Origin of the sequence: Pseudomonas sp. TTU2014-080ASC, from assembly GCF_001446935.1 — a bacterium.
In the GTDB taxonomy this organism is placed as follows: Bacteria; Pseudomonadota; Gammaproteobacteria; order Pseudomonadales; family Pseudomonadaceae; genus Aquipseudomonas.
In genome coordinates this window covers 497,566-518,930 of sequence record NZ_LKKK01000002.1, presented here as the reverse complement: position 1 = coordinate 518,930, position 21,365 = coordinate 497,566, and the positions used below count along the sequence as shown (strand labels likewise).

The following is a 21,365-nucleotide window of genomic DNA, read 5'->3' as shown; positions in this document are numbered from 1 at the left end:
GGCAGGCTGCATGACTGAACTGGCATCGGTGCCTGTTACTGCATTGAAAGGTGTTGGTGCGGCACTGGCAGAGAAACTGGCCAAGGTCGGCTTGGAAAACTTGCAGGATGTGCTGTTCCACCTGCCACTGCGCTACCAGGACCGCACCCGCATCGTGCCTATCGGCGAACTCCGCCCAGGGCAGGATGCGGTTGTAGAGGGCATAGTCGCCGGTGCTGATATCGTAATGGGTCGCCGCCGCAGCCTGCTGGTTCGCCTGCAGGACGGTACGGGAACATTAAGCCTGCGCTTTTATCATTTCAGCCAGGCACAAAAAGAAGGCCTTAAGCGCGGCACACAGATTCGCTGTTACGGCGAAGTGCGGCCCGGCTCATCCGGCTTGGAAATCTACCACCCGGAATACCGGGCGCTTTCCAGCCAGGACGCCTCGCCCGTAGAACAGACCCTGACACCAATCTACCCCAGCACAGAAGGGCTGACCCAACAGCGTCTGCGCCAGCTAAGCGAGCAGGCACTGGCACGACTCGGACCACACAGCCTGCCGGACTGGCTGCCTAAAGTGCTGACGGACGAATATCAGCTCAGCCCCCTGGATGAAGCCATCCGTTATCTGCACCGCCCTCCACCGGATGCCGACATTGAGGAACTGGCCCTAGGGCATCACTGGGCGCAGCATCGCCTGGCCTTTGAAGAACTGCTGACCCACCAGCTGTCCATGCAGCGCCTACGCGACAGCGTGCGATTGCTGCGTGCTCCTGCCCTGCCAGCTGCCGAGAAACTGCCGCGATTGTTTTTGCAGAATCTGGGGTTTAAGCCTACCGGCGCTCAGCAGCGGGTCGGTGCCGAAATCGCCTATGACCTGAGCCAGCACGAACCCATGCTACGCCTGGTTCAAGGCGATGTCGGTGCGGGCAAAACCGTCGTCGCCGCCTTCGCAGCCCTGCAAGCCATCGAAGCGGGCTATCAAGTTGCGCTGATGGCCCCTACTGAAATTCTGGCCGAGCAGCACTTCATCAACTTCAGCAAATGGCTGGCGCCGCTTGGCTTGGAGGTTGCCTGGCTAGCCGGAAAACTTAAAGGCAAGGCTCGAGCTGCAGCCTTGGAGCAGATCGCCGGCGGAACCCCAATGGTTGTTGGCACCCACGCACTGTTCCAGGACGAGGTGCAGTTCAAACGCTTGGCCCTGGTCATCATCGACGAACAACACCGCTTCGGCGTGCAGCAGCGTCTGGCGCTGCGCCAGAAAGGCGTTGATGGCCGTCTCTGCCCACACCAGTTGATCATGACCGCGACGCCGATTCCGCGCACTCTGGCCATGAGCGCCTATGCAGACCTAGACACCTCCATTCTGGATGAACTGCCTCCCGGACGCACTCCGGTCAACACCCTGGTAATTGCCGACAGCCGCCGCCTGGAAGTGATTGAACGAGTTCGCCTGGCCTGCAACGAAGGCCGCCAGGCGTATTGGGTCTGCACCCTGATTGAAGAATCAGAAGAGCTCACCTGCCAGGCGGCCGAGACCACCTTTGCCGACCTCAGCGCGGCGCTAGTGGGACTACACGTCGGTCTGATCCACGGCCGCATGAAACCTGCCGAAAAAGCCGCAGTGATGGAGCAATTCAAAAGTGGAGCTTTACAACTGCTGGTCGCCACAACGGTGATTGAAGTCGGCGTCGACGTCCCCAACGCCAGCCTGATGATCATTGAGAACCCTGAGCGACTCGGATTGGCACAATTGCACCAATTACGTGGACGAGTTGGCAGAGGCAGTGCGGTAAGTCATTGTTTGTTGCTTTATCACGCGCCATTATCACAACTTGGACGGCAGCGCCTGGCGATCATGCGCGAAACCTGTGATGGCTTCGTGATTGCAGAAAAGGACCTCGAACTGCGCGGCCCCGGAGAAATGCTTGGTACCCGTCAAACCGGTCTACTGCAATTCAAAGTAGCGGACCTGATGCGCGACGCAGACCTTCTGCCAGCGGTACGTGACGCTGCACAAACATTATTGGAGCAATGGCCACAGCATGTCAGCCCACTGCTGGAACGCTGGCTGCGCCATGGCCAGCAGTATGGACAGGTGTAAGATCAGCCCAACTTCAGGGCATGTCACACTGCCCAGGCTGCCCCTATTTAAACGCCTGCCGCAACAAGCTGGATAACGCTATGACAGAGCCCGCTCTCGCACCTGATACACCGTCACAACCGCCCAAAGTTATTGAGCAACTGCTCCAAAAGCTGGGTGTAGCTTATGAAGCTCTGCCGGACGACCTGACACACCCAAAAACCCAACGCCTGCAGGCCATTCTGCTGGATGACGCCATAGGCGCGCTGCTGGTTATGTACACCCAAGATCAGCTGCTGGACCTCTCTCGCCTGACCGAGCTGACCGGTCGCCAACTGACCGCCATCAAAGCCGAACGCCTGGAGCGCATGCTGGAAAAACATGCCCTCAAAGTTCTGCCGGGGATTCCCGCGCTGACCAGCTCGCCCTGTCTGTATGACGAGAGCATCTTGCAGCATCCATGCCTTTATATTGAGTCCGGCCAGCCCGGCGTACTGCTGAAGATCGCCACAGACGCCTTTAAACCATTACTGAACAAAGCCAGTGCTGCCAGTTTTGGCGAGCCAGTGAGCAACATCCGCCTCAACCTTGATCGACCTGACGACGACAGCGATGAGATCAGCCAAGCGGTGCAGGCCTTCACTGCGCGGCGCATTCAACAACGGCTGGAGCAAACCATCGAAATACCACCGCTGGCCGAAACTGCGCACAAAATCATGAAACTGCGGGTCGACCCAAATTCAACAGTCGACGACATCACCAGCGTAGTCGAAACCGATCCAGCACTTGCCGCTCAAGTGATTAGCTGGGCCGCCTCACCGTACTATGCGGCTCCAGGCAAAATTCGCTCAGTAGAAGATGCCATTGTGCGCGTGCTGGGTTTTGATCTGGTCATCAACCTCGCGCTGGGTCTGGCACTGGACAAATCGCTCGGCCTGCCCAAAGACCGCCCACAACAATCGACGCCATACTGGCAGCAAGCCATTTACACAGCCGCTGTCATTGAAGGTCTTACCTTAGCCCTTCCCCGCGCCTGCCGCCCGGAAGCAGGGCTGACATACCTGGCCGGGCTACTACACAATTTCGGCTACTTGGTGTTGGCACATGTCTTCCCGCCGCACTTCTCACTGATTTGCCGTCATCTGGAAGCCAATCCGCACCTGCATCACAGCTATATCGAACAACATCTGCTGGGCATTACCCGCGAGCAAATCGGCGCCTGGCTGATGCGCTACTGGGATATGCCGGAAGAACTGACCACCGCCCTGCGTTTTCAGCAACACCCTGACTACGATGGCGAACATGCGCTGTTCCCTAACCTGACTTGCCTGGCAGTAAGGCTGCTCAATAACCATGGCATCGGCAGTGGCCCGCAGTCGGAAATTCCGCAGAGCCTGTACGACAACCTGGGCATCAGTCGTGAAAAAGCACTCGAGTCAGTCAGCAAAGTGCTTAACGCAGAAGCCGCACTGCGCGAACTGGCCTCACAGTTCAGTCCAGGGCATTAAGCAACAGATACAACAAAGGGCCTTCAGGCCCTTTGTTGTATGCTCGTTATTCCAACTTGCTGCGCCGCTCAGCGAACAGTTGCGGCAGCAATTCAACAGTCCCCGTCAGAATCGCAGCGACCGCAGGCTGCTCATAGAGTCCGACATATTGGGCTAGCTGGTCGGTTGGCTTCTGCCTGTAGGCATACAACATAAAAGACTTCACCGACTCAGCGCTGGATTCGCGCAACTGCTCTTCCTGAACCTTGGTGCGCTCACTCAACGTGGCCTCATCAATAGCCGTACCCCGTGCTTTGGCCATCAGGTAAGCCCGGGTCTTACCAGTCTCGTAACGCAGCAGTGTAGCCAGATCAGTTGTGCGTGCGGCCTTGTCCAAACGCTGAACCAACTCCACGCGGTTCGAACGCGGAGGCTCAGCGGCCAGCTTCTGCCGATAGGCAGCAAGCCCGTCAATATTGTCCCCGACGGACCTCTCAGCAGCAGAAAAACTTTGGGCCAAATCACTCGAAAGCAGGCGCTCAGCTTCCTGCAACTGAGTCTGGTCAAGCGTTTTCGCCAAACCGCTGGCGAGATCAAGACACAGCTCCTGAGGCTCCAGCAGCTTAGCCACTTCAGCTTGCTGCTTGTCGCTCAGATCATGCTGCGCCAGCGGCGCACTCTGCTCACAAAGCAGGTTGATACCTGCTAATTCAAAGACCGGAAGAAAAGCCTGAGGCTTAAGCTCAGTAGCCCACACCGGAGAAACAAGCAAAGACAACGCAATCAACAAAGGGCGCATGGAAAAATCTCATATTGACTGAGTTTGCAGCCTAGCCAATGCCGACTGCCACGGCCACCCTTTACATCTAATCTTGCCGACTGGCCCTCAGGCAGCCTTTTTGTCCTCGGACTTTTTCTTCTTCAGCATTAGATGCTTGGTCAGACCTTGGAACCAGATCACCAGAGCCGGATTACCCTGAATCTGGATGTCTTTGTTCTGGATACCCTGCATAAAGGCCAGCTGCTTGTTCTTGGCCGTCATGGTGGCATAGCCATAATCCGAGTCCTTGAAGCCAAGAGCGAATGCTGGGGACTCAGCCGGGCCGCGCTTGCTGGTAATACGCTGATCTTTAACGACGAAATGACGGGCAACCTTGCCATCCAGCGTATGCAACTGGAAGACCATGTCCTTACCGACCAGTTGCTCCTGCAGCGCAGGGTTGTTGCGGCTGGACTTAGCCATGAGGCGGCCGAGCATCCACAAAAGAAAGCGAAATTTCATACGAATGGCTCTTATGTTGGAAATTGAAAGTCCGGTGCATTGTAACGATATCCCCAGGCAACTACACCAGACATTAAGAACGGTGCAACATCCTGACAAATCCCTGCCTTATCCCCACATACTGCCACAGGCCGAAGCACTCCAAGCGACCATGCGGTATCGCTGCAAACGTGTTGATGGCTATACCGCTGGCGGATTTATCCCGGAAAAGGAAAGCCCCCTTTGTCCCGTCCTGAATAAGGTTTACATCTCCCATCCCGAGTTTCCGGAGAGTCAGATGGAGCAAGGTGTAAAACGCACACAGCGAGAATAATCGCTGTCTTTTAAATTGACCGTCGTCGATCAGATCGAGAAAGGCGAGCTGACCTCCAAGCAGGCAAATTCGAAAGACCGAGCATTGCCAGGGCTTGTCAGTTTTTAGGCATCAGTCGTCAGGCTTACTACAAACGTAACCGAACCGACGACAGCAAAGTACGCCAGTGCAGATCGGGTCGTTGAGTTTGTTTGGCAGGTCCGGATGCGCAGCCTCAGTGGGGGACACGTAAGCTGCACTATCTGCTGTATTGCCAGCCTGATAGGCGGGTCCATGTCGGGCGAAACCGTTTGTTTCAGATCTTGGGAGAGCGGCGCTTGCTGGTACTGCCCAGCGGGCGTATCACAAGACCACGCAAAGCTTTCATCGCCTCTATCGCCATCCCAACTTACTCGAACCAGGTCCAGTTCAGATCGTCGCTACCGGCCCAGAGCACGCCTGGGTCGCGGACATTAGTTACCAGCCCGCCGCTGGCGGCCCGTTGTACCCAAGCCTGGTAACGGACGCGTTTTCCAGAAAGATCGTTGATCACCATGTTCATGAAAGCCTACATGCTGTGTCTGTTGCATAAGCCTTTAGACAGGCCCAGCAAAAACGACGGCGTCACCAGCCCCTAGTCCATCACACGGACCGAGGTATCGAGGACTGCTCGGTGCTCTACCAGTCGCGGCATGAGTGGCACGGAGTTCAGTGCTTGATGACTGACGGATAGACTGCTACCAGAACGCACTAGCCGAGCGCATCAACGGAATCCTCAAGACAGAGCTGTTGCTGAGCAACCCTGAAAATCTGGCGCAGGCAAGGAAGATGGTTGATGAGGCGGTGCAGATCTACAACACGGAACGGCCTCTCATGGTCCTGAAAAAACAAAACGCCCGATGCGGTGCATCGAGCGTTTTGAGGCCTGTCGGCCTACCTGAATAGGTGTAAACCTATTTCAGGACTAGACAGTGCTTCGCAGAAATCGGAGCAACGCGCTCTTAGTTCACCGCGTCTTTCAGCGACTTACCAGGCTTGAAGGCAACAGTGTTGCTGGCCTTGATCTTCACCGGTTGGCCGGTTTGCGGGTTTTTGCCGGTGCGGGCACCGCGGTGGCGCTGTACGAATGTACCGAACCCTACCAGGGTGACGCTGTCTTTACGATGCAGTGCTTTGGTGATTTCGTCGAGTACTGCATTGAGTACACGATTTGCCTGATCTTTGGTCAGATCCGCTTTCTCAGCGATAGCGGCGGCGAGTTCCGGTTTACGCATAAGTGCCTCTTACGTTTTTGTTGTTGTGTCCGGGCTGCTCTAAGCGAGCAGGTACCAAATGCCGCGACTGCTACCTCCTGCGGCAGACGCGTGGAGAATGGCACGGGCGAGCACATTAACGCTAGTCTTGTCGGACAATTAAACGAAGCATAAACATGGCATTTACGACATTATGAATGTCCATTACGCCAAAACCGCCGGTAGCTGTCGATTCAGCGCCGCTTTTTCAAGCACACACGTCCCTGTCAGCACATACCCGAGAACCGCTTCATCCAGCCCATGGAACACAGCCTTGATGTCGGCATCCTGCCCTTCAACCCGCCAGTTCCCCTCGGCGTTAGCAGCGGGCATGGCAACTACAAGCGGGCATGCTGGGGTTTTAACGGTAACCGGCATCGGACCGTATTTGACCTCTGTATTGTTGCCACTCAATGTCTGGGCCAGCGCCCGCACGCAAGCCATCAAGGGCATCACGTAAAGCAGATTTATCCCATCGACCTCAGCACAATCACCCAATGCATAGATATTGTTGTGTGATGTTTTCAACAACCGATCCACCACAATTCCCCGATTAACACTCAGCTCGGCATGCGCAGCCAGTTCAATTCGGGGCCGCAAGCCGACGGCAGACAGCACAAGATCACAGGCGATACGAGATCCGTCAGACAGCTCGGCCTCAAGGCCAGCGCCATCCTTTTTCAGGGAAGCCAACACTCGCCCGAGATGAAAGCGTGCCCCCATTTTTTCCAGTGCACCTTGAACGGCGGCAGCCGCAGCCGGGTGGATCAGGCCAGGCATGACCTGATCACTTGGCGCTACCAGTTCAACCTGATAGCCACCCAACATGAGGTCATTAGCGAACTCACAGCCAATCAGGCCAGCCCCCAGCAACAGTACCTTTTGCTTGCCCTCCAGCGCCTCACGGAAACGTGCGTAATCTTCCAGGTCGTTCACCGAGAACACCCTGTCAGTTGCCTCTCCGGCAATAGGCAAACGGATGACTTCAGCCCCTAGAGCCAACACCAGATCCCTGTAGGTCAGGCAAACATCCCCCATCCACAGGCGATTGAGTTCAGGCTCAATCGAAGTGATGCGGGTGTGGGTATGAATCTCGGCATTCAGCTGCTCGGCCATCTGCCCGGGCTCAGCCATGCTCAGACCATCAGCATCCTTATTCTTGGAAAAACCAGTGGATAACATCGGTTTAGAGTAAGAGCGGCCGTCATCGGCTGTGATCAGCACCAAAGGTGTTTGGCTGTCGAGCTTGCGGAACTCGCGGGCCAGGTTATAGCCGGCCAAGCCGGTACCAACAATTACCAATGGATGCGTCATGCTGTTGCTCTCTTGATGCGGTGAGACCGCTGCGCTATCGAATCAACTTACACCGGCAGAGCAAAGGCTGCCTGCGCAGTCAGAAGTATGCCCGCCTATTATGCAAAACGGCGACTCAAGGTCGCCGTTTTGCCGGAGCGAATTAGAAGATCAGGCGATTTCGATCATTTCAAAATCCGATTTGCCTACGCCACAATCCGGGCACAGCCAATCTTCCGGGACATCTTGCCAAGCAGTGCCAGGCGCAATGCCGTCGTCCGGCCATCCCAGGCTCTCGTCGTAAATCAGTCCACAGACCACACATTGCCACTTTTTCATATCAACCTCAGGCTAACTTACAGCGCGACAGGGGCTCTGCTTTGGAGGAGCGAACTGCGGGAATCACTATTTGGCCCGATACGCCCTCCGCCTCTCTATGTATGAATGAATCTCACACGGTCTGCGGGATGCCTGCGCACCGTTGCCCGGCCAAATCCGCCTCATCAAGGCCCCTTTATAGCGGCGGAAAGCTACCGCATCCATGCCCATGCGCCAAGCTGTATGGCGATAAATGCAATCTTTGAGGGCCAACCAAAGTCGGGGGCGCCCCGCGTCCAGGCTGGCAGACAAGCGATCCGTAGCGTTTGCTGCATGCTAGACTCCCGGCTTCTTCCTTAGATTGATTTGCGCTCGTGTCTAACCACCCAGTATCTGCCACACCCTCCTGGCTGAGCTGCACGGAGTTGCAGCAAAAACCCGATCCAACCGTCTATGACTGGCTGTTTAATGAAGACTCGCTGACCCGCCGACTTACGCGTCAAACAGGTGGACATTTCAGCGTCAGGCCGCTGCAGGAAGGCTGGCAAACACTGCGGGCTGACGAGTGCTCAGCCCTCGGCGTGGCACCCGGCAGTGAAGGCTGGGTGCGTGAGGTGTACCTGCTCGGGCATCAGCGCCCTTGGGTATTTGCCCGCAGCGTGGCGGCGCGACAGGCCCTGGAGAGCTCTGATATGGCAATGGACGAACTGGGCACCCGCTCGCTGGGTGAGCTGCTGTTTAGCAACCCGGCGTTCGATCGCGGCGTACTCCAGGTTTGCCGTTACCCGTCCCAGTGGCTACCAGCCGAAGCCCGGACAAACAACTTGTGGGGCCGCCGCTCCTGCTTCACCCGTGCGGCGCTGGGCGTGCTGGTAGCGGAAGTCTTTCTGCCACAATTCTGGCTTGAGCTGGGGCACGACCCGGCAAACTGAACACTCGTATAATCCGCCGGCCTAGTCTGGAGAGCTGACCGATGTATACCCGCCTGCTGCAATCGCTCAATCGTCTGCATCCCCGCGCTTGGGATTTTGTGCAGCTGATGCGCTTGGAAAAACCCATTGGTATCTACCTGCTGCTGTGGCCAACCCTGTGGGCTCTGTGGGTGGCGGCGGAAGGTGTACCCAGCGCTAAGAACCTGTTCATTTTTGTCGCAGGCGTTTTGCTGATGCGTGCAGCCGGTTGCGTGATCAATGACTTTGCCGATCGCAAGGTGGACGGCCATGTCGCCCGCACCAAGGGACGCCCACTGGCCAGCGGGCGTGTCAGCTCGAAAGAAGCACTGACGCTGTTTGCCATTCTGATTGTGCTGAGCTTCATTCTGGTGCTGTTTACCAACAGCACCACGATCTGGCTCTCGTTTGGTGGCCTGGCGCTGGCGGCCTGCTATCCCTTTATGAAGCGTTACACCTATTACCCACAGGTGGTACTTGGTGCAGCATTCTCCTGGGGCATGCCCATGGCCTTCACCGCAGAGACCGGCAGTCTGCCGCCTGAGGCGTGGCTGTTGTACATCGCCAATTTGCTGTGGACCGTGGCCTACGATACGTATTACGCCATGGCTGACCGCGATGACGACCTGAAGATCGGGGTGAAATCCACCGCGATTCTGTTCGGCGATGCCGACCGCATCATCATTCTCACCTTGCAGACTCTGGCGCTGGTCTGCCTGATCCTGGCCGGATCACGCTTCGAGCTGGGCCTGTATTTCCATCTCGGCCTGGTCGCCGCAGCGGCCTGTTTTATCTGGGAGTTTATCGTCACCCGCAAGCGCGAGCCGATGGTGTGTTTCAACGCCTTCCTGCATAACCACTGGGCAGGGTTAGCCATTCTGATCGGCCTGATCGTGGACTACGCCTTACGGTAGCAATCAGGGCCTTGCTGCCTTGCCACAACCCGCTTGTCACATAGCTGCAATAATTTCGTTATCTAATGCTCACCAAACAGCAAGATGACTTGAGGCTTGATTAATGGTTGGCAAGAACATCCTGATCGTCGATGACGAAGCACCGATCCGTGAAATGATCGCCGTGGCCCTGGAGATGGCTGGGTATGAGTGCTTGGAGGCGGAGAATACTCAGCAGGCGCATGCCATTATCGTTGACCGCAAGCCGGACCTGATTCTGCTCGACTGGATGCTGCCTGGCACCAGCGGCATTGAGCTGGCCCGACGCCTGAAGCGGGACGAACTGACCAACGATATTCCCATCATCATGCTCACCGCCAAAGGTGAAGAGGACAATAAGATTCAGGGCCTGGAAGTTGGCGCGGATGACTACATCACCAAGCCTTTCTCCCCACGCGAACTGGTTGCCCGCCTCAAGGCCGTGCTGCGTCGCGCCGGCCCGGCTGATAGCGAAGGCCCGATCGAAGTCGGTGGTTTGCTGCTGGACCCGGTCAGCCATCGTGTCACCATTGACGGCAAACCTGCCGAAATGGGCCCAACCGAATACCGCCTGCTGCAATTTTTCATGACCCACCAGGAACGTGCCTACACCCGTGGGCAGCTACTGGACCAGGTCTGGGGCGGCAACGTCTATGTGGAAGAACGGACGGTCGACGTGCATATCCGCCGCCTGCGCAAAGCGCTCGGCGAAGCTTATGAGAATCTGGTGCAAACTGTACGCGGCACGGGTTATCGCTTCTCGACCAAAAGCTGAACGGCCCTCATAACACGTTGAGGTGCACAGGGATTGACTGGCAAATGGGTGTGAATTGAACCAGAACTGGCGAGCAGCCTTGATCCGCCATTACCTGCTGCTGATTGCAGCCTGTCTGTTGGTGGGCTTGATAACCGATCAATACGCCTGGGCTCTGGTTGTCGGCCTTACCCTCTACCTGGCATGGCACCTGAAACAGCTGCTACGCCTGCACAATTGGCTGCGAACCCGCAAAACCAACGACGAGGCCCCGCCGGAAGGTCATGGTTTGTGGGGCGAAGTCTTCGACAGCATTTACCACTTGCAGCGCCGCGACCTGCGCGTGCGGGATCGCCTGCAAGCGGTGATCGACCGGGTTCAGGAGTCCACCGCCGCACTGCGTGATGCCGTGGTCATGCTGGACCGCGACGGCAACCTGGAGTGGTGGAACCTGGCCGCAGAAAAACTGCTTGGCCTGAAGACCCCACAAGATGGTGGCCAGCTGATTACCAATCTTGTCCGCGACCCGCGTTTTATTGAGTACTTCGAAGGGCACAACTACAACGAACCACTTGAGTTGCCTTCGCCGATCAACGACCGCGTTCGCCTGCAGTATCAAATCACCCAATACGGTAACCGCGAGCATCTGATGCTGGTGCGCGACGTTACTCGCCTGTATCAACTGGAACAGATGCGCAAAGACTTCGTGGCCAACGTCTCTCACGAACTGCGCACCCCACTGACCGTGATTGCCGGCTATTTGGAGACGCTGCTGGATAACGTCGAGAACGTAAACCCGCGTTGGCTCAGGGCTCTGCAACAGATGCAGCAGCAAGGCGGGCGCATGCAGAACCTGCTCAATGACCTGTTACTGCTGGCCAAACTTGAGGCCACCGATTACCCGTCGGATAACCAGCCGGTAGCGGTCGATCTGCTCCTGCTCAGCATCAAAGGCGATGCCCAAGCCTTGTCCGCTGAACGCAATCACCGCATCAGCCTGGAGGCTGACGCTCAGATACGCCTTAAAGGCAGCGAATCGGAATTGCGCAGTGCGTTTTCCAACCTGATCTTCAACGCCGTGAAATACACCCCGGACGCCGGTGAAATCCGTGTGCGCTGGTGGGGTGACGAGCAAGGCGCGCACCTCAGCGTTCAAGACAGCGGCATCGGCATTGATGAGAAACACCTGCCACGCCTGACCGAACGTTTCTATCGGGTCGACTCCAGCCGGGCCAGCGATACAGGCGGAACCGGCCTCGGTTTGGCCATTGTGAAACACGTGCTGCTGCGCCACCGGGCAAAGATGGAGATCACCAGCGTACTTGGCAAAGGCAGCACCTTTACCTGCCATTTCCCCAATCAGCAGGTTAATCGGCGCGACCTATAACGGGTCGCGCACTTGAAAAATCGCCACAGCAGCGCCACCCTAAAAGGCCCTATGGCCAATTGACTGCGTTATGGACCCCTCTTCTAGCGTCACCGTAAGCAACTACTTCGCCGACTTCGGCCTTCTTTTATTCGCCTTATTCCTTGTACTGCTCAACGGCTTCTTCGTGGCCGCTGAGTTCGCCATGGTCAAACTCCGCGCCACCAAGGTGGAAGCCCTGGCCGCAGAAAATGGCTGGCGCGGCCACATCCTGCGCACCGTGCATAACCAGCTCGACGCTTACCTATCCGCCTGCCAACTGGGTATCACCCTGGCATCGCTGGGCTTGGGCTGGGTCGGTGAGCCGGCCTTTGCGCACCTGCTGGAGCCGTTGATGGCAGCCATTGGCATTGAGTCGCAGCAGGTCATCCATGGCGTGGCCTTCATTACCGCCTTTTTCATCATTTCTTACCTGCACATTGTGATCGGCGAGTTGGCTCCCAAATCTTGGGCCATCCGCAAGCCAGAGCTACTGTCCCTGTGGACAGCCGTGCCGTTGTACCTGTTCTACTGGCTGATGTACCCGGCCATCTTCCTGCTCAACGCCAGCGCCAACGCTATATTGCGCATTGCTGGCCAGGGCGAACCGGGCAGCGGAAATGATCACCATTACAGCCGCGATGAGCTGAAACTGATCCTGCACTCCAGCCGCGCAAGCGACCCAAATGATCAGGACATGCGCGTTGTGGCTTCGGCCGTGGAGCTGGGCGAGCTGGAAGTGGTGGATTGGGCCAACTCCCGGGAAGACCTGATTTCACTGCCACTCAATGCCAAGCTAGATGAAGTCTTCAGCGTGTTCCGTCGGCACAAATACAGCCGCTACCCGATTTACGACGAAGACAACCACGAATACGTGGGCGTGTTGCACATTAAAGACCTGCTGCTGCAGTTGTCCCTGCTGGAAATGCTGCCTTCAGCCCTGAGCCTGAGCGACCTGATGCACCCGATTGAGCGGGTCAACCGGCATATGCCGCTGTCCGACCTGCTGGAACAGTTCCGTCAGGGCAGCACCCACTTCGCTTTGGTCGAAGAAGCTGACGGCAAAGTCATCGGCTACCTGACCATGGAAGACGTACTGGAAGCGCTGGTGGGCGATATTCAGGACGAACACCGCAAAGCCGAGCGCGGCATCCTCGCCTATCAACCGGGTAAGTTGCTGGTGCGTGGCGACACACCGCTGGCCAAAGTTGAGCGCCTGCTGGGCGTTGACCTCGATCACGTTGAGGCAGAAACCCTGGCCGGCCTGATCTACGACTCCCTCAACCGCATGCCGGAAGAGGAAGAAGTGCTGGAAGTGGAAGGCCTGCGCATCATCGTGAAAAAGATGAAAGGCCCGAAAGTGGTGCTGGCCAAAGTGCTCAAGCTGAGCTGACCGGTTCAGGCCGGGCGCCCGCCCGGCCTACTCGGTGGCCACCGCGAAGTTCGGCAAACTGTTGACCGGCTGAGCGAAATCAAACGGAATTGACTCCAGTGCAAAGCCCACATTGCGCTGCACTACAAAGTGCAGGTGCGGGCCGGTGCTGTTGCCTGTATTGCCGGAACGACCGAGCAGCGTGCCGGTGCTGATGCGCGCACCCTCCTTCACCGCTACAGAGCCTCTCATCAGGTGCAGGTAGACGCCCATAGTGCCGTCATCGTGTAACACCCGGACAAAGTTGCCGGATGGGTTGTTGCCGCGCCCACTCTGATTATTCTCGGTCTTAACCACCACACCGCCTCGGGCCGCAATGATCGGCGTACCTTCAGGCATGGCGATATCCAGCGCATAGCGGCCCTTGGGGGTGAAATGGCTGTATTTGCCGTTGGCACCTTGAGTCAGGCGGAACGGCCCTCCCCGCCACGGCAGTGGATAGACCTGATGCGACGGCTGCAGGCGCGGATCACCCATCACATAGCGCAGCCGCGGTTTGTAGCGCATGGGTTTGCTTGCATCACGCGGGGCCAGTGTGGCCAGACGGATGTTGCTGCGCGGCGGCAGCACCCAGGTAATCGGGCGCTCCGGAGCACCGCTGATGTTGTCCAGATCTTCCAGACGCAGCTCAACCTGCACTGGCGCGAACAGATCGTTACGCACCAGCAGGGTTTCACCAGCAACATGCTTCTTGGTTTCGAGCTTTACCTGCTGATCCAGGCGTTCGACCATGCGGTCGCGAAACACAAAGACCTGCGCACCTGGCGCAGCCTGATCGGAATAGGTCACCACACCGTTGGCATCGGTGTATTTGTAGATGGTCAGTGCAGCGGCGTGAGCGGCCATGCTCATTGCGCTGCATAAAAGAATCAGTCGCCCTAGCATCGTGATCGGATCTTCTGACGTGTCCGGAGGCGCAGATTAACAGCCGATTCGCGATCTCGCCATGTCCCTTCAGCGCCCAGGTTATATCAAGGTGTCAGGCGCCAGGCGTGAAGTGTTTCTGCGCACTGCCGCGGGCAATCAGGCGTGACAGATAGTCGAGCTTCTGCGGATCCTGATCGACAAATTTGAAGGTCAGTTGCAGCCATTCACTGTCCGGTTTCGGTTCCAGCGCGGCAATCGCGTGTAGATAGCCGTTGAGACGGGCAGTTTCAGCGGACTCACCTTGTTCCAGATCGAGCACAGCGCTGTCCAGCACAGGCGGCAGGACGTCGCCGCGCTTGATGATCAGCAGGGCCTCTTTGAGGCTCAACGCTTTGATCACGCAGGTGAGATTGGCACCGGAGGACAAACGTAAGCGGCCCTGACCACGCCCCGACGGTGCCGCGGCAGCGGGCGCGCTGCTCACAGGTTCAACAGGTTGAGGCCTCGGCGTTGCCGCAGCAGGCGCGGGAGCAGGTGCTTTGATTACTTCAGCCTTTCCGCCGGTCAACGCTGCCAAAGAATCATTGGCCAACGCGCCGTTGCTGAGCACCTTAGGTGCCGAACTGGCGGCCATAGCCTGCAGCTTGCCGGTGCGGCTCAGGGCTTTTTTGACTTTGGTAATCAGCTGTTCGTTGGAAAACGGCTTGCCGATGTAGTCCGAAACACCCGCTTGAATTGCCTGGACGACATTTTCTTTATCACCGCGACTGGTGACCATGATAAAGGGCGTAGTTTTGTGCATCTCCTGGCCACGGCACCAACTGAGCAGTTCCAGGCCGGACATTTCCGGCATTTCCCAATCGCACAGGATCAGATCGACTGATTGACGGCTCAGCAGCATCTGGGCCTTGCGGCCATTAACTGCCTCGTCAATCTGGATTCCGGGGAAATGATCACGTAACCCTTTTTTTACCAGGTCACGGATAAAGGTGGCGTCATCCACCACCAACACACTGACTTTGCTCATTAGCCACTCCTGCTTCGCTGGGCATAAGCATAGTCACGGCAGGTGGCCATTGGCCAACAGAAATACGCTTCAATGCTAAATCCGCGCATTCCTGCGGCCCAGAGCGCTCGCGAGGACTTAGCTTTTCGCCGGTCCCTGCACTTCTTCCTTCATGCGCGCCAAACCTAAGTGTTTAACGTCGGTACCGCGCACCAGATAAATGACCAGCTCGGCAATATTGCGTGCATGGTCGCCGATGCGCTCCAGAGAACGCAGTACCCAGATGATGCTCAGGACCCGGGAGATTGCGCGCGGGTCTTCCATCATGTAGGTAACCAGCTCACGCAGCGCTGTCTTGTATTCGCGGTCGACCGTTTTGTCGTACTGCGCCACAGATAGCGCCAGATCAGCGTCAAAGCGTGCAAAAGCATCCAGCGCCTCCTGCACCATCTTGCGCACCTGATCGCCAATATGACGCACTTCGACGTAACCGCGCGGGGCTTCGCCTTCTTCACACAGCTGAATGGCACGCTTGGCGATTTTGGTGGCTTCGTCACCGATACGCTCCAGATCGATCACCGATTTGGAGACACTGATGATCAAACGCAAGTCAGACGCCGCAGGCTGACGACGGGCCAGAATGCGTACGCACTCCTCATCGATGTTGCGCTCCATCTGATTGATCTGGTCATCAATCTCACGCACCTGCTGAGCCAGACCAGAGTCGGCATCAATCAGCGCAGTGACCGCATCGTTTACCTGCTTTTCAACCAGACCGCCCATGGCCAGCAGATGGCTGCGCACCTCCTCCAGCTCGGCGTTGAACTGCTGGGAGATGTGCTGGGTAAGGTTCTCTTTGTTGATCATGTTCAAACCCTTGCGAAACTGGTTGATAGTTCTATCAATTCTTTGGAACTCCGGCCTTTGCCGAAGGGTGCTGAGCTAGGAGGCGGGACGCGGACAGTACACTCAGTACGGCAAGTCCCGCCGACAACGCGCAGCGCCATTCGGCATAGCCGGTTAACCGTAACGGCCGGTGATGTAGTCTTCAGTCTGCTTCTTGGCCGGATTGGTGAACAGCGTATCTGTGTCGCCAAACTCAATCAGCTTGCCCATGTACATGAACGCGGTGTAGTCAGACACCCGCGCCGCTTGCTGCATGTTGTGGGTCACGATAACGATGGTGTACTTGGACTTCAGCTCGTAGATCAGCTCTTCCACTTTCAGGGTGGAGATCGGGTCGAGTGCCGAGCACGGCTCATCGAGCAACAGCACTTCCGGCTGTACCGCGACGGTGCGGGCGATCACCAGACGCTGCTGCTGACCACCGGAAAGGCCAAGAGCGGAGTCGTGCAGACGGTCTTTTACCTCGTCCCACAGCGCAGCGCTTTTCAGCGACCACTCAACCGCTTCATCCAGCACACGGCGCTGGTTGATGCCCTGAATACGCAGACCGTAGACCACGTTTTCGTAGATGCTTTTCGGGAACGGGTTCGGCTTCTGGAACACCATGCCGACGCGGCGGCGCAGCTCGGCCACATCTTCGCCCTTGCGGTAGATGTTGGTGCCGTCGATGTTGATTTCGCCTTCTACGCGGCAGCCATCAACTAGGTCGTTCATGCGGTTGAAGGTACGCAGCAAGGTGGATTTACCGCAGCCGGACGGGCCGATGAAAGCGGTGACGCGCTGCTTCGGAATACTCATCTTGACGTCGAACAGCGCCTGTTTTTCGCCGTAGTACAGATTAAGGCCCGGTACGTCGATGGCTACGCTTTCCTTGCTCAGGTCCAGCCCCTGGCGCTCGCGGCCCAGTGCGGAGATGTCGATACCGTGGGTTTGTGCTTCGAGTTGCATGGAATGCTCCCTCGTTAACAATTCATTTGGGCGGCCCGGCAAACGGCCGGGCGGCTGATAATTAATGATCCAGCGCTTTGTACTTTTCGCGCAGATGGTTACGGATAAAGACCGCACTGAAGTTCAGCGTGATGATGACCAGCACCAGCAGCAGCGCCGTTGCGTACACCAATGGGCGCGCGGCTTCTACGTTCGGGCTCTGGAAGCCGACGTCATAAATGTGGAAGCCCAGGTGCATGATCTTCTGATCCAGGTGCAGATACGGGTAGTTGCCATCCAACGGCAGCGAAGGTGCCAGCTTAACCACACCCACCAGCATCAGCGGTGCCACTTCACCAGCAGCACGGGCCACCGCCAGGATCAGGCCGGTCATCATCGCCGGGCTGGCCATCGGCAGCACCACGCGCCACAGGGTTTCAACCTTGGTTGCACCCAGTGCAAGGGAGCCTTCGCGCACCGCACGGGGAATCCGTGACAGGCCTTCTTCAGTGGCCACGATCACCACCGGCAGGGTCAGGATGGCCAGGGTCAACGAGGCCCACATCAGGCCCGGCGTACCAAAGGTCGGCGCCGGTGCAGCCTCTGGGAAGAAGATGCGGTCGAGCGAGCCGCCCAGCACATAGACGAAGAAGCCCAGGCCAAACACGCCGTAAACAATCGCCGGGACACCCGCCAGGTTGTTCACCGCAATACGGATGACACGGGTCAGCGGGCCCTGCTTGGCGTATTCGCGCAGATAGATGGCAGCAATCACACCAAACGGCGTTACGATCACGGCCATGATCAGGGTCATCATCACCGTACCGAAAATCGCCGGGAAGATGCCGCCTTCAGTGTTGGCCTCGCGAGGCTCGTCGCTGACAAACTCCCACAGTTTGCTGAAGTAGAAGCCGAGCTTTTCCATAAAGCTCATGTTGTTCGGCTGGAAGGCACGCACCACATGGCCGAGGCTGAAGTTCACTTCGCGGCCATCAGCGGTTTTCACCGTCACACTGTCACGGTTGTAGGCCTCACGCAGCGCCAGCAGCTCACCTTCCAGAGACTGGTAGTGCTGATGCCACTGATCACGCTCGGCCTGAAACTCTGCACGGGCTGCGTCATCCAGACGGCCTTTCAGCTCAAGGCTACGCTCGGCGAGGCGGATGCGTTCCAGTGCAGCGTTAACCGCACCAATGTCCTTCTTCTCCAGACGCACCAACTTTTGGTTCAGCTGATTGACCCGATCAATACGCTGCGTCAGTTCCGACCAGGCTGCATCACCTTCAGCTACGACGTTTCCGTTCTCTTTGACGTTAACGATGTAGCCATAAAAATTGCCCCACTCACGGCGCTCAAACGCTACCAGATTGAGCGGAGTACGCGGATTGCTCAACCATTCGCCGACAACCCAGGTGAAGTCCGCGCCGTACACATCGCGGTTACCCACCTTAAGCAGCTCGCGGGTCATAAACTCGCCGCCCTTGACGTCAACCGGCAGACCGGATGCGGCCAAGCGGGCACGTGGTACTTCCTCGGCCTGAATGACCTCACCCGCCATGACCTTGGTAGCCTGGCCCGGCACCTGATAGTCAGCCTCAAGAATGTCGGCAGGCCAGAAGTGCCCCAGGCCACGCACGGCGATCACCATCAACAGACCCAGGGTCATGATCACCGCGATGGAGACCGCACCGGCGTTCATCCAGATCCACGGTGAACCGCTCTTGAACCAGGTTTTAAGATTCTGCTGTTTCACGGACATATACCTTCGAATCCTTAGAGCGAGGCGTACTTGACGCGCAGACGCTGACGTACAAGCTCGGCCAGGGTGTTCATGACAAAGGTGAAGGTCAGCAGCACCAACGCCGACAGGAACAACACGCGGTAGTGCGTTCCACCCACCTCGGACTCCGGCATCTCCACCGCCACGTTGGCGGCCAGCGTGCGCAGGCCCTCAAAGATGTTCATGTCCATAATCGCGGTGTTGCCGGTGGCCATCAGAACGATCATGGTTTCACCCACCGCCCGGCCCATGCCGATCATCACGGCGGAGAAGATGCCTGGGCTGGCTGTCAGAATCACCACACGAATCAGGGTTTGCCATGGTGTAGCACCCAGCGCCAGCGAGCCGAAAGTCAGGCTCTTAGGCACGCTGAACACAGCATCCTCAGCGATCGAGTAAATATTCGGGATCACCGCAAAGCCCATCGCCAGACCGACCACCAAGGCATTGCGCTGATCGAAGGCAATACCCAGATCATTGCTCAACCACAGGCGCATGTTGCCGTCGAAAAGCCAGTTTTCCAGGTGGCCGCTCATGGCCAGTGAGATGTAACCGACCAGCAGGATTACGGGGATCAACAACGCCGATTCCCAACCATCCGGCACACTCAGACGTACACGCTCTGGCAGACGGCTCCAGATATAACCGGTCAAAAGAATGCCGAATGGAGTGAAGATCAGCAGGCTGAAGATGCCCGGCAGGTGCCCCTCAACATACGGTGCAAGGAACAGACCGGCAAAGAAACCCAGAATAACGGTCGGCAATGCCTCCATCAGCTCGATCACCGGTTTGACCTTACGGCGCATGGCCGGGGCCATGAAGTAAGCCGTGTAAATCGCAGCGGCAATAGCCAGCGGTGCAGCCAGCAGCATGGCGTAGAACGCTGCTTTGAGCGTACCGAACGCCAGCGGCGCAAGGCTCAGTTTCGGCTCACTGTCGGTACTGGCCGAGGTGGATTGCCAAACATACGCCGGCTCGTCGTAGTTTTCGTACCAAACTTTGCCCCACAACGACGACCAGGAAATCTCCGGGTGCGGGTTATCAATCGCAATACTACGAAGCGTGCCTGCGCTCTCAACCAACAGCACATTGGCGCGCGGCGACAACCCGCCAACCGCCTGAGTATCGGCCACTGATTCAACCAACAGCGTGCGGTGCGCAGTGCTGTGGAAAAGGCCCAGATTGCCTTTGTCATCCAGTGCGACAAACCCTTTACGGCGCTCTTCCGGGAGGATCTGCACAATCGGATTGCCGGCCATTTCAAAGCTGCGAATCAGCTTCAGGGACGACTTGCCATCCTCATCACGGACCATAAACCACTGCTGAATGCCGCCACGGCTATCGCCGACCATCAGCGAGATGCCGCCCAGCAGCGACGTGGCGTGGGTCACTTCGGTCTGGCCATCTTTGAGCAGTTTGTAGCGGCCATTGAGGCTCTTGGTGCGCATGTCGAAGACATCGGCAGTAGCGCGGCCGTTGATCACATAGACCCACATCTGCCGCGGGTCGATGATCAACTCTTTAATCGGCTCGGACAGCTGCGGCAGGGATACACGCTCTTCGCTGACTGTCACTTCACCGGTCATCAAATTCTCTTCGCGACCCAGTGTCACCACCTCCAGCGCTGCATCCACGGAGCCCGCCAACATCAGCGTGCCTCCGTTGAGGTTCAGTGCAATGTGGTCCAAACCGCGCCCTTGCGGGTCCAGAGCAATCGGGGTCTCACCAAAGGGATATGTGATGGTTGGACTGATGGTCTTCACATCATTGGGATAGGAGATCTTGTACTCATGCTGCAACACCAGCACCTGACCGTTGGACAGGCCCAAAGCAATACGGTTGCTGCCCGGCTGATCTTTACCAATCGAGGTGATTGAAACCTGCTCTGGGATCGGCAGGTTAACCGTCTTGAGCAATGCCATGTTCTCAGCATTAAAGAACTCGACCTTGCCGCTCTGATCCAGGCGCATACCTACCTGATTCTGCTCCTCCAAGCTCATCAGCAGCGGCGCACCGGAGTTCTTGAGCCAAGGTGCCTCTACCGCTTTGCCGCTATCAAGACTGGCCCCCTGAAACATCGGCAGCACAACATAAGCCAGGTAGAAGAAAATCAGGGTAATCGCACCCAAAACAGCCATACCCCCGACGGATACAGCCCAGCGAGCCATACGATCTTTCAGGGCACGCAAGCGACGCTTGCGCTTCAAGGCCGGAGTATTGAAGTCCAGCCCGAGAGATTTGCTTGAGGCGGTCATGGTTTTACTAGCCAAGTCATTCATAGGTAAGAGCGTCTCTGCGCAGCCATGAGTGCGCCAAATTGAGTTCAGTCGCTATGCTGAGTGCAATGTAGTCGCTTTGTATGACAGAAAAGTTACAG

18 protein-coding genes and 1 pseudogene are annotated in these 21,365 nt (G+C 57.3%); 8 read left to right on the top strand and 11 right to left on the bottom strand.

Going from position 1 to position 21,365, the window contains the following annotated elements; translation table 11 throughout:
- Positions 1–10 precede the first annotated feature (10 nt).
- A complete protein-coding gene (gene recG / locus AO726_RS07880) occupies positions 11–2,086 on the top strand; it encodes an ATP-dependent DNA helicase RecG (protein ID WP_058067518.1) in 2,076 nt (691 codons plus the stop codon).
- An 80-nt stretch (positions 2,087–2,166) separates the two neighbouring features.
- Positions 2,167–3,573: an HDOD domain-containing protein gene (locus AO726_RS07875; RefSeq protein WP_058067517.1), complete on the top strand. Its 1,407-nt coding sequence runs from the start codon at positions 2,167–2,169 to the stop codon at positions 3,571–3,573.
- Between the two features lie 46 nt (positions 3,574–3,619).
- Here the strand turns inward: AO726_RS07875 and AO726_RS07870 are convergent, their stop codons facing one another.
- Together AO726_RS07870 and AO726_RS07865 are read right to left on the bottom strand one after the other, a co-directional pair.
- On the bottom strand, positions 3,620–4,351 hold the full coding sequence (locus tag AO726_RS07870; protein WP_058067516.1) for a hypothetical protein: 732 nt from the start codon (positions 4,349–4,351) through the stop codon (positions 3,620–3,622).
- Positions 4,352–4,438: 87 nt separating this feature from the next.
- Entirely contained in the window at positions 4,439–4,834 is a 396-nt protein-coding gene (locus AO726_RS07865) for an SCP2 sterol-binding domain-containing protein (protein ID WP_058067515.1), read from the bottom strand.
- Between the two features lie 390 nt (positions 4,835–5,224).
- Between AO726_RS07865 and AO726_RS20925 the strand changes: the two are divergent.
- A pseudogene (locus AO726_RS20925) lies at positions 5,225–6,048 on the top strand (IS3 family transposase); the annotation flags it as partial.
- A 79-nt stretch (positions 6,049–6,127) separates the two neighbouring features.
- On the opposite strand, the gene AO726_RS07855 reads toward AO726_RS20925, so the two are convergent.
- From AO726_RS07855 to AO726_RS07845, 3 genes are all read right to left on the bottom strand, one after another.
- Complete coding sequence (locus AO726_RS07855) at positions 6,128–6,400, bottom strand: HU family DNA-binding protein (RefSeq protein WP_058067513.1); 273 nt, start codon at positions 6,398–6,400, stop codon at positions 6,128–6,130.
- A gap of 183 nt (positions 6,401–6,583) precedes the next feature.
- Complete coding sequence (locus AO726_RS07850; protein ID WP_058067512.1) at positions 6,584–7,732, bottom strand: NAD(P)/FAD-dependent oxidoreductase; 1,149 nt, start codon at positions 7,730–7,732, stop codon at positions 6,584–6,586.
- 150 nt (positions 7,733–7,882) lie between these two features.
- Positions 7,883–8,050: a rubredoxin gene (locus tag AO726_RS07845; protein WP_058067511.1), complete on the bottom strand. Its 168-nt coding sequence runs from the start codon at positions 8,048–8,050 to the stop codon at positions 7,883–7,885.
- A gap of 353 nt (positions 8,051–8,403) precedes the next feature.
- Between AO726_RS07845 and AO726_RS07840 the strand changes: the two genes are divergently transcribed.
- The 5 genes from AO726_RS07840 (at position 8,404) to AO726_RS07820 (ending at position 13,463) form a co-directional block, all read left to right on the top strand.
- Complete coding sequence (locus tag AO726_RS07840; protein ID WP_058067510.1) at positions 8,404–8,961, top strand: chorismate--pyruvate lyase family protein; 558 nt, start codon at positions 8,404–8,406, stop codon at positions 8,959–8,961.
- Between the two features lie 41 nt (positions 8,962–9,002).
- Positions 9,003–9,893, top strand: a complete 891-nt coding sequence (gene ubiA / locus AO726_RS07835; RefSeq protein WP_058067509.1) for a 4-hydroxybenzoate octaprenyltransferase — start codon at positions 9,003–9,005, stop codon at positions 9,891–9,893.
- Positions 9,894–9,996: 103 nt separating this feature from the next.
- Positions 9,997–10,686, top strand: coding sequence for a phosphate regulon transcriptional regulator PhoB (phoB, locus tag AO726_RS07830; protein WP_058067508.1), 690 nt, complete (start codon positions 9,997–9,999; stop codon positions 10,684–10,686).
- A 55-nt stretch (positions 10,687–10,741) separates the two neighbouring features.
- Positions 10,742–12,052 (top strand): phosphate regulon sensor histidine kinase PhoR, encoded by a 1,311-nt coding sequence (phoR, locus tag AO726_RS07825; RefSeq protein ID WP_058067507.1) that lies wholly within the window; start codon positions 10,742–10,744, stop codon positions 12,050–12,052.
- A gap of 70 nt (positions 12,053–12,122) precedes the next feature.
- A complete protein-coding gene (locus tag AO726_RS07820; RefSeq protein ID WP_058067506.1) occupies positions 12,123–13,463 on the top strand; it encodes a hemolysin family protein in 1,341 nt (446 codons plus the stop codon).
- A 27-nt stretch (positions 13,464–13,490) separates the two neighbouring features.
- Here AO726_RS07820 and AO726_RS07815 read toward each other — a convergent pair whose 3' ends face one another.
- The 6 genes from AO726_RS07815 to AO726_RS07790 form a co-directional block, all read right to left on the bottom strand.
- Positions 13,491–14,387 (bottom strand): peptidoglycan DD-metalloendopeptidase family protein, encoded by an 897-nt coding sequence (locus AO726_RS07815; RefSeq protein ID WP_058067505.1) that lies wholly within the window; start codon positions 14,385–14,387, stop codon positions 13,491–13,493.
- Between the two features lie 94 nt (positions 14,388–14,481).
- Entirely contained in the window at positions 14,482–15,396 is a 915-nt protein-coding gene (locus AO726_RS07810) for a response regulator (RefSeq protein ID WP_058067504.1), read from the bottom strand.
- Positions 15,397–15,513: 117 nt separating this feature from the next.
- Positions 15,514–16,242 carry a phosphate signaling complex protein PhoU gene (phoU, locus tag AO726_RS07805; RefSeq protein WP_058067503.1) on the bottom strand — a complete coding sequence of 243 codons (729 nt, stop codon included), beginning with the start codon at positions 16,240–16,242 and terminating at the stop codon, positions 15,514–15,516.
- Between the two features lie 153 nt (positions 16,243–16,395).
- Positions 16,396–17,229 (bottom strand): phosphate ABC transporter ATP-binding protein PstB, encoded by an 834-nt coding sequence (gene pstB / locus AO726_RS07800; RefSeq protein ID WP_058067502.1) that lies wholly within the window; start codon positions 17,227–17,229, stop codon positions 16,396–16,398.
- A 61-nt stretch (positions 17,230–17,290) separates the two neighbouring features.
- Positions 17,291–18,967: a phosphate ABC transporter permease PstA gene (gene pstA / locus AO726_RS07795; protein ID WP_446737414.1), complete on the bottom strand. Its 1,677-nt coding sequence runs from the start codon at positions 18,965–18,967 to the stop codon at positions 17,291–17,293.
- A gap of 14 nt (positions 18,968–18,981) precedes the next feature.
- A complete protein-coding gene (locus tag AO726_RS07790) occupies positions 18,982–21,267 on the bottom strand; it encodes an ABC transporter permease subunit (RefSeq protein ID WP_058067501.1) in 2,286 nt (761 codons plus the stop codon).
- Between the last annotated feature and the right edge of the window lie 98 nt (positions 21,268–21,365).